Origin of the sequence: Janthinobacterium sp. YR213 (assembly GCF_900099875.1) — a bacterium.
GTDB classification, from domain to species: Bacteria; Pseudomonadota; Gammaproteobacteria; order Burkholderiales; family Burkholderiaceae_D; genus Janthinobacterium; species Janthinobacterium lividum.
On the sequence record NZ_FNDA01000007.1, the window covers coordinates 262,721 to 270,592 of the forward strand.

7 protein-coding genes, 1 rRNA gene and 1 riboswitch are annotated in these 7,872 nt (G+C 61.7%); of the genes, 1 reads left to right on the forward strand and 7 read right to left on the reverse strand.

What is annotated here, in order from left to right; genetic code table 11:
• The 7 genes from cobO to cobT form a co-directional block, all read right to left on the reverse strand.
• Window positions 1-633 (reverse strand): cob(I)yrinic acid a,c-diamide adenosyltransferase, encoded by a 633-nt coding sequence (gene cobO, locus BLT98_RS26500; RefSeq protein ID WP_092613026.1) that lies wholly within the window; start codon window positions 631-633, stop codon window positions 1-3.
• Window positions 630-1,403 carry an ABC transporter ATP-binding protein gene (locus tag BLT98_RS26505; protein ID WP_092613029.1) on the reverse strand — a complete coding sequence of 258 codons (774 nt, stop codon included), beginning with the start codon at window positions 1,401-1,403 and terminating at the stop codon, window positions 630-632. Before BLT98_RS26505 ends, cobO begins: the two co-directional genes overlap by 4 nt.
• Window positions 1,400-2,425 (reverse strand): FecCD family ABC transporter permease, encoded by a 1,026-nt coding sequence (locus tag BLT98_RS26510; RefSeq protein ID WP_034785028.1) that lies wholly within the window; start codon window positions 2,423-2,425, stop codon window positions 1,400-1,402. The genes BLT98_RS26505 and BLT98_RS26510 overlap by 4 nt, the downstream gene beginning before the upstream one ends.
• 131 nt (window positions 2,426-2,556) lie before the next feature.
• Window positions 2,557-4,551 carry a TonB-dependent receptor gene (locus BLT98_RS26515; RefSeq protein WP_170846506.1) on the reverse strand — a complete coding sequence of 665 codons (1,995 nt, stop codon included), beginning with the start codon at window positions 4,549-4,551 and terminating at the stop codon, window positions 2,557-2,559.
• An 82-nt stretch (window positions 4,552-4,633) separates the two neighbouring features.
• A riboswitch (cobalamin riboswitch) is annotated at window positions 4,634-4,876 on the reverse strand.
• 44 nt (window positions 4,877-4,920) lie between these two features.
• Window positions 4,921-5,475 (reverse strand): histidine phosphatase family protein, encoded by a 555-nt coding sequence (locus BLT98_RS26520; protein WP_092613035.1) that lies wholly within the window; start codon window positions 5,473-5,475, stop codon window positions 4,921-4,923.
• 6 nt (window positions 5,476-5,481) lie between these two features.
• Window positions 5,482-6,288: an adenosylcobinamide-GDP ribazoletransferase gene (locus BLT98_RS26525; protein ID WP_092613038.1), complete on the reverse strand. Its 807-nt coding sequence runs from the start codon at window positions 6,286-6,288 to the stop codon at window positions 5,482-5,484.
• Window positions 6,289-6,292: 4 nt separating this feature from the next.
• Window positions 6,293-7,333 (reverse strand): nicotinate-nucleotide--dimethylbenzimidazole phosphoribosyltransferase, encoded by a 1,041-nt coding sequence (gene cobT / locus BLT98_RS26530; protein ID WP_092613041.1) that lies wholly within the window; start codon window positions 7,331-7,333, stop codon window positions 6,293-6,295.
• A gap of 462 nt (window positions 7,334-7,795) precedes the next feature.
• Here cobT and BLT98_RS26535 point away from each other — a divergent pair.
• Window positions 7,796-7,872: ribosomal RNA gene (locus BLT98_RS26535) — 16S ribosomal RNA — on the forward strand; the annotation flags it as partial.

The window sequence follows — 7,872 nt, forward strand, 5'->3', positions numbered from 1 at the left end:
TTACCACTCGGTGCCGATTTGCGCGCCGATGCCGGCCGCATAAGCATGCTTGACGACGGCCATTTCGGTGACGGTGTCGGCGATCGCGATCAGTTCGTCCGGTGCGCCGCGGCCCGTGATGACCACGTGCTGCATCTGCGGACGTTCCAGCAGGTCGGCGATGATCTTGTGCACGTCGAGGTAGTTGTACTTGAGGGCGATATTGAGCTCGTCGAACAGCACCAGGCCGTAGCTTGGGTCAGCCAGGAAGGTCTTCGCCTGCTCCCATGCCAGTTCGGCCTTTTCGATGTCGCGCTCGCGGTTCTGCGTTTCCCAGGTATAGCCTTCGCCCATCGCATGAAAACTGATTTCATCGGGGAAGCGGCGCAGGAATTTTTCTTCGCCCGTCGACATGGCGCCCTTGATGAACTGCACCACGCCTACCTTCATGCCGTGGCCCATGGCGCGGATGGCCATGCCGAAGCCGCTCGAGCTCTTGCCCTTGCCGTTGCCCGTGTTGACGATGATGATGCCGATTTCCTTGTCGGCCTTGGCGATGGCCGCGTCGATGATGGCCTTTTTTCGTTCCATGCGCACGCGGTGGCGTTCGTTGATTGCGGCTGTTTCTACGTCGCTAGGTTTGTTGTCGCTCATGTCTGATCCTCTTTCGGTATGAATATCTTGCGTTTGCCGTGATCGATGATCTCGATCGGGTGGCCCAGGTAGTCGCTCAGGATGGATGCCTGCATCACATTGGCCACGGGACCGGCCAGCCAGCCGCCATCGCCCATCAGCAGCAGCGCATGGGTCGAGACGCTGTGCGCCAGGTTCAGGTCATGCCCCACCATCACCACGGTTTTATTCTGTTCGCGGCACAGTTTTGACAGCAGGCCCATGACGCTGACCTGGTGCGCCAGGTCCAGCGCATTGGCCGGTTCGTCCAGCAACAGCAAGGGCGTATCCTGCGCCAGCATGGCGGCAATCGCCACGCGCTGGCGTTCGCCGCCGGACAGGCTGCGCACGTCGCGTTCGGCCAGGTGCTCCACTTCCATCGAGGCCAACGCCGCCAGGGCGATGCGCTGGTCGTCGCTGCCTTCCCAGTAATGGTTGTCGTGGTACGGGTGGCGCGCCGACAGCACCGTTTCGATGACGCGGTAAGAGAACGCGTCGTGGCGCGCCTGCGCCAGGAAAGCCCGTTCGCGCGCCAGTTCGTCGAGCGGCCAGTCGATCAGGGCGCGGCCCTGTATCGTCACGTGGCCAGTATCCGGTTCGCGCAAGCCGGCCAGGGTGCGCAGCAAGGTGCTCTTGCCCGCGCCATTGCGGCCGATCACGCTCCAGCATTCGCCATCCCTGATGTGCCAGATGAGGTTTTCCACCAGGGAGCGCGTGCCTGCCTTCAGGCCGAGTTGGTAAGTACGTATCATGTGCGGCGCAAGCGGTGCAGTTGGTACAGGAAGACGGGCGCACCGATCATGGCTGTCACCACGCCGACGGGCAGCTGCAATGGCGCCAGCACGGTGCGCGCCAAGGTATCGGCCAGTACGAGGAAGGTGCCGCCGGCCAGCGCGGCGGCGGGAATCAACAGGCGATGATCGGGGCCGCAGGCGAAGCGCAGCGCATGCGGCACGATCAGGCCCACAAAACCCACGCTGCCGGCGCTGGTGACGGCGCTGGCGGTGAGCAGGCCGGAACAGAAGAACAGTCCCTTGCGCAGTGCGCCTACGCGCACGCCCAGGGTGCTGGCCGCTTCCGCGTGCAGCGCCATGACGTTCAGCGAACGCGCGCAGCGCAGCGCGAAGACCATGGCGCCAGCCAGGACCAGCCACGGCATCAGCCGCGCGGGCGCGCCGGACAGGTCGCCTATCATCCAGAACACCATGCTGCGCAAGCGGCTTTCCGGGGCGATGGAGAGCATCAGGGTGACGATGGCCATGCAGGCCGAAGCCAGTATCACGCCCGTCAGCAGCAAGAGCGAGGCGCCGCCTTCAGCGGCCGTGCCGCCGCGCAGGTCGCGGCGGGCAAAGAAATACAGCAGCATGGACACGCCGACGGCACCTGCAAAGGCGGCCGCGTCGACCACCCACAGCGCGCACATGAACAGCAGCGCGGCCAGCGCGCCGACGGAAGCACCGGCGGAAATGCCCAGCACATACGGGTCCGCCAGGGGATTGCGCAGCAGCGCCTGCATCATGACGCCGGCCAAGGACAGCGCCGCGCCGGTGACAAACGCGGTCAGCGCGCGGCCCAGGCGCAGGTCGAGCAGGGTGGCGGCGAGGGTATCGGTCTTGCCCTGCACGACATGGAACAGGGCGGAAGGCAGGTCGGCGAGCGGAATCGCGATCGAACCGATCATGCCGGAGAAAATCAGGCTGGCAACCGCGCACACGATCAGCACCGTGAGGATCACGGTGGCGCGGTGGCGCATGTTGCGGAAAAATGGGTGCATGTACTGCCTTAGGTGAAACGGGAGCGGTGCAAGTGGCTGCGGACTTCCTCAGATGCGTTGGTGGGGAGTATACGAAAAATGGCCCGCTTGCGATTGCGCGTACGGGCCATTGTAATCAACTCCTGGCCGCTTTAGAAATCGTAGCGTGCCGAGAGTTTCATCTGGCGGCCATTGCTAGGATAGATGCCGCCTTTGCAACTGAAGGCGTTGGTGAAGTACTGCTTGTCCGTCAGGTTCAAGGCATTCACCGCCACTTCCCAGGCGCCGAACTTGCGTGCATAGCGGGCATCGAACGTGGTGAACGATGGCACTTTGGCGTCGCAGGTATTGGCAAAATCGCTGCCGTAGCGCTGGCTGTCCACCCATTGCGCGCCGAAATCCGCGCTTTGACCATCTTTCGGTACCCACGACAAACGGGCCGACAGGGTGTTTTTCGGGATCAGGGTCAGTTCCTTGCCCGAATTGACGCCTTCGGTGAAGGTTGCTTTCACATGCTGGTAGTGGCCGCTGAGGCGCCAGTCAGCCGCGATATTGGCGCTGGCATCGAGTTCGAAACCTTGATGTTTGGTCGGATCCAGGTTGGTATTGGCACCAAAACCGAACGCACCTGCCGTTGGATCGTAGTAGATCTCGTTGGTCAGTTTGTGGCGGAAGACGCGTGCATCGAGCTTGACGATGCTGTTGTTGTAGGACGCGCCCAGTTCCAGGTCATGCGAAGTCTGGCCTTGCAGAGGTTTGTTTTCTACTGGCGTGTAGCCGTTTTCATCGGCATTTGCCACGCGATAGCTCTGGCCGGCCTTGGCATACAGGTTTACCTGCGGCACGACATCGAAGCTGCCTTGAACATCCCAGGCATTGAAGTTCTGCTTGATTTTGTAGGTAGCCGTAGTGAACGGTACCGGATCAACGGAGTCCTTGTCAAAAGTTTCATGGCGTACGCCGGCGGCGATACGGAAGTTTTGCGGGCCAGCGAATTTCAGTTCATCGCGCACATAGAGTGCCTGCGATTTCTGCTTTGCCTTGGCTTGGGAGTACGAAGCGTCGACTGCCAGGTCCCACTTGATGAAGTCGGCGCCAGCGACGATTTCATTGAGCATGCCGTCGAACTGGCCCAGGTGGCGCAGGCGTGGCGAAAACTGGTTTTGCTTGGTTTTGCGCTCCGACGCGGAAGGGCCGAAGCTGCTGAAATAGGTGGATTTTGCCGTCTTTTCGCGGTGCGACAGTTCTGCGGCCAGATCTACGGTACCCAGGCGGCCTTCGGCGAAGGCTGTATAGCGGTCGCTGTCGACCGAACCGAAATCTTTCAGTGTTTTCGCCTGGCGCGGATTGTCTTCAAACTGAGCCAGTGTTATCGAGCCAGGGAAGCGGCTATCCTGGCGCGTGCTGTCGATGCGCACACCTGCACGGACATTCTTGTCCTGCCATTGCGCGCCGCCGCCGAAGTTGGTCTGCTTGTATTCGTTATTGTCACGATAGTTGTCGGTTTCTTGCTTGCCGACAGCGGCGTCGAGGGTGACGTTATTCCAGGTCTGGGCTACGGAGCCGCGCACTTCGCGCTGGCCCAGTTGGCCCACTTCGGCGAAGACCGTACCACGGACAGCCTGCTTGCCTGGACGTTTGGTGACGATGTTGATCACACCGCCCGTGGCGCCGTCGCCATACAGGACGCTGCTGCCGCCGCGCGTGATTTCGATGCGTTCGACGCTGTCGATGGGGATGCTGGCCAGGACTGGATCGGTCAGTTCATTTTCCGACAGGCGCACGCCATCGAGGACCACGACCGTGTTCTGGCTGGCGGTGGCGCCGAAGCCACGCAGGTCGAGGGTAAAGTCAGGACTGCCGGTCAGGCTTTGACGGCCATAGACGCCGCCGATCTTGCGGATGGCCTGGTTCACGTCGCTGATGCCCGCGCGGCGGATTTCATCTGCCGTGATGACGGTGGCGCCGATCGGTTGCAATGCCGGGTCGCTGTTGAAGCGGGAGCCGGTGACAACGATCTGGTCCAGCGTGTTGTTCGCGGTTTGCGCGAATGCTGGAGCGGCGGCGATGAAGCACAGGGAAATGGCGGAAACCAGGGCGCGCGGCGCCATTGCCGGCGCGCGGCGGTGTAATACGGGAGCAGTCATGATATCGTTTTCTTCGGAAAAAGCACCCGGCTCGCGTCCCCGCAAGCCAGATTCAACGGAAGGCGCGGCGCCCGGCAAGGCCCGCACTTCCACCTGTCCTGGCCGGTATCCGGGCTGGCAAGTAGGGCTATCCCACCTTCCCATGCTCGATGATTGCAAGCACAGTGGTTGTCAGAGATAGCTTGTCGCCCGCTTCCTGTAGAGAGGGGCGACACTTGCTTACCGTTGCGGGGGCAGCACACGTTCGCCGCGATCGCGGCATCGTGTTTCCCGTTTAACTGCGCTCATGGACATGAGCGCGGGCACCAAAACCCCGCCATTATACGTGCAGCAGGCGTGGACTGAAATGGCTGGCTGGGCGATTCGATATCAGAAATCGACGACGGCCGTCGCACCATAGGCGATTTTATGGGCGGAATGGGCGGCCAGCAGGGCGGTTTCTTCCAATGGCAGCCGGGCTTGCAGTGCCGACAGCAGGCGGATGGTGCCCGCATGGCAGATGATGACGACCGTTTCGTGTTGTTCGCGCAACAGATCGCCTAAAAACGCATCGACGCGGGCAGCCATCGCCAGCACATTCTCGCCCCCGCCGGGGCGATACCAGGCCACGTCGGCCGCCCAGGCATCGATTTCCGCGCGCGCGATCGCGTGCCAGGGCTGCATTTCCCATGCTCCGAAATCCATCTCCGCCAGCCGCGCGTCAAGGCGCAGGGCGCTGGAAGGCAAGTCTTGCGCCAATGCTGTCGCCAGGCCGGCGCAGCGGCGCAGCGGACTGGAATAGAGCGGCACGCCGGCTGGCAAAGTCGCTTGCAGGCTGGCGCGCACCGTGGCCAGTTCGTGCGGCGCCACCACCACGTCGCTGCGGCCATAGCAGGTGCCGCTGGTTACCTGCGGCGTGGGGTGGCGAACGAGGATCAGGCGCATGCTTGTTTAATAGAAGCGCAGGGGAGGCTGGAAGTTGGAGAGGATGGCCAGGTAGACAGCCACTTCCGCCACTTGCTGCACTGCGCCCAGGCAGTCGCCCGTGTAGCCTTGCAGGCGGCGCTGGCACTTGCGGCCCAGCCAGAATGCGGCCGCGGCCACCGCCACGACGGCGAAGACCAGCGTGGCCCAGTAAAAGATTCCCAGGGTGCCGCACACGACGGCCGGCAGCAGGCCGCAGATGGCTGCGATGAGGAATTCAGCGGTATTCATCTCCTGCGCCATCGGCTTGGCCTTGCCTTCGTCGCGCGCATAGTCCATGAACCGGATCAGCGAGACGGCGGCCAGGCGCGAGAGCGGATGGGCGATGCACAGCGTCGCCACGATGACGGCGGGCGGCAGTGAGGCCAGCGCCGTGCACTTGATGGCCAGCAGGCAGAGGATGCCGATGGCGCCATACGCGCCGATGCGCGAATCCTTCATGATTTCCAATACCCGCTCGCGCGTCATGCCGCCGCCAAAGCCATCGCACATGTCGGCGAAGCCGTCTTCATGAAAGGCGCCCGTCAGATAGATGCCGGCGGCGACGGCCAGCAGCACGGCTACCGCCGACGGCAGGAGCCAGCTGGCCAGCAGATACACGGCGCCACTGATGGCCGCCACTACCACGCCGACCAGCGGGAAGTAGCGCGAGGCATGCTGTAGCCAGGCCGGTTCGAAACCCACCCAACGGGGGATGGGCAGGCGCGTGAAAAACTGCAGCGCGATGAAGAAGAGGCGGCACTGATGGACTGCGGCGGAAACGGGATTGGCCATGGTCTTAATCTGGCGTGGATTTTTCGCTGACCTGGGCCGAGGCAAACGTCGCCATCTCGCGCATGAAGTTGACGGCTGCGTGCAGTAGCGGCAAGGCCAGCGCCGAACCCGTCCCTTCACCCAGGCGCAAATCGAGGTGCAGCAGCGGACGCGCACCCAGGCTGGCCAGCAGCTGGCGATGACCGTTTTCATCGGAGCAGTGCGAAAACACGCAGTAATCGAGGATGGCCGGCTGCAGACGGGCCGCCACCAGCAGGGCGCTGCTGACGATGAATCCATCGATCAGCAGTATCATGCGCCGTTCGGCCGCCTTGAGCATGGCGCCGGCCATCATGGCGATTTCGAAGCCGCCGAAGGTGGCCAGCACGTCGAGCGGCGTGGTGACCGCCGCATGATGGGCGACGGCCGCTTCGATGACCTGCTGTTTGTGCAATATGCCTTCCTTCGACAGGCCGGTGCCGGCGCCCACGCAGTCGGCGACCGGTGTTTGCGTCAGCTTGTGCATCAGCGCTGCGGCAGCGGTAGTGTTGCCGATGCCCATTTCGCCAAAGCCCAGCACATTGCCGTCCAATGTGGAGACCAGGCCCATTCCCGCCTGCATGGCGGCCAGGCATTGCTCCTGGCTCATGGCGGGTTCCTTGGCAAAGTTGCGGGTGGCGGGACCCTGCTTGCGGTCGAGCAAGCCGTCGCGCGGTCCGAAGTCATGGTTCACGCCGGCGTCTACTATATAGAGGGCGCAATCTGACTGGCGGGCGAAAACGTTGATGGCGGCGCCGTTGCCGAGGAAATTCTCCACCATTTGCCACGTCACGCTTTGTGGGTAAGCGGAAATGCCTTCGGCGACGACCCCATGGTCGGCCGCGAAAACGATGATGGCAGGCTGCTGCAATGTCAGCTGCGTGCTTTGCTGGATCAGGCCGATCTGATGGGCCAGGGTTTCCAGCAGCCCCAGGCTGCCCAGCGGCTTGGTCTTGCTGTTGATGGCATGTTCGAGTGCGCTGGACAGGGCGGAATTGGCGGTAGGGCTGATGTGTGGGATAGGCATGGGAATCTATATGGATGAGGCAAGGTATGGTCGGCGCTACGATATCACACAGCAATATTTGCCCAGATGCAAATTAGTGCTTGCGGGGCGTGCGGGGCAAGGCTATAATTCGCCCCCTCGCTGAACGACGCATACAAATGTCGAGTGAAGCAGGGTGAAAAAGAAGGTTGACGAAATGCTGCAAACGCTTCATACTCTTCCTTCTTCGCAGCTGACAAACACAACGCTTTGTCGATAGCGCGAAAGCAGTGCCGAATACAGTTCTTTAACAATTAACAGTCGATAAGTGTGGGCATTTGATGTAAGTGCAGCAGTGATCTTCGGATCGCTGTAAAACTTAAAATATCAAATGTTCACAAGAAATAATGAAATAGGATACTTCTTCGGAAGTAGCCTGTCAGTTTTTTGAGTGAGCGACCCGTCGCAAGACGGTGCCAATAAAATGGCAAAGTAACAGAGATTAAACTGAAGAGTTTGATCCTGGCTCAGATTGAACGCTGGCGGCATGCCTTACACATGCAAGTCGAACGGCAGCACGG

What these genes read in the sequence shown, in the direction of transcription:
- cobO (WP_092613026.1), bottom strand. Translation starts at nt 633, where the DNA reads ATGAGCGACAACAAACCTAGCGACGTAGAAACAGCCGCAATCAACGAA.
- BLT98_RS26505 (WP_092613029.1), bottom strand. Translation starts at nt 1,403, where the DNA reads ATGATACGTACTTACCAACTCGGCCTGAAGGCAGGCACGCGCTCCCTG.
- BLT98_RS26510 (WP_034785028.1), bottom strand. Translation starts at nt 2,425, where the DNA reads ATGCACCCATTTTTCCGCAACATGCGCCACCGCGCCACCGTGATCCTC.
- BLT98_RS26515 (WP_170846506.1), bottom strand. Translation starts at nt 4,551, where the DNA reads ATGACTGCTCCCGTATTACACCGCCGCGCGCCGGCAATGGCGCCGCGC.
- BLT98_RS26520 (WP_092613035.1), bottom strand. Translation starts at nt 5,475, where the DNA reads ATGCGCCTGATCCTCGTTCGCCACCCCACGCCGCAGGTAACCAGCGGC.
- BLT98_RS26525 (WP_092613038.1), bottom strand. Translation starts at nt 6,288, where the DNA reads ATGGCCAATCCCGTTTCCGCCGCAGTCCATCAGTGCCGCCTCTTCTTC.
- cobT (WP_092613041.1), bottom strand. Translation starts at nt 7,333, where the DNA reads ATGCCTATCCCACACATCAGCCCTACCGCCAATTCCGCCCTGTCCAGC.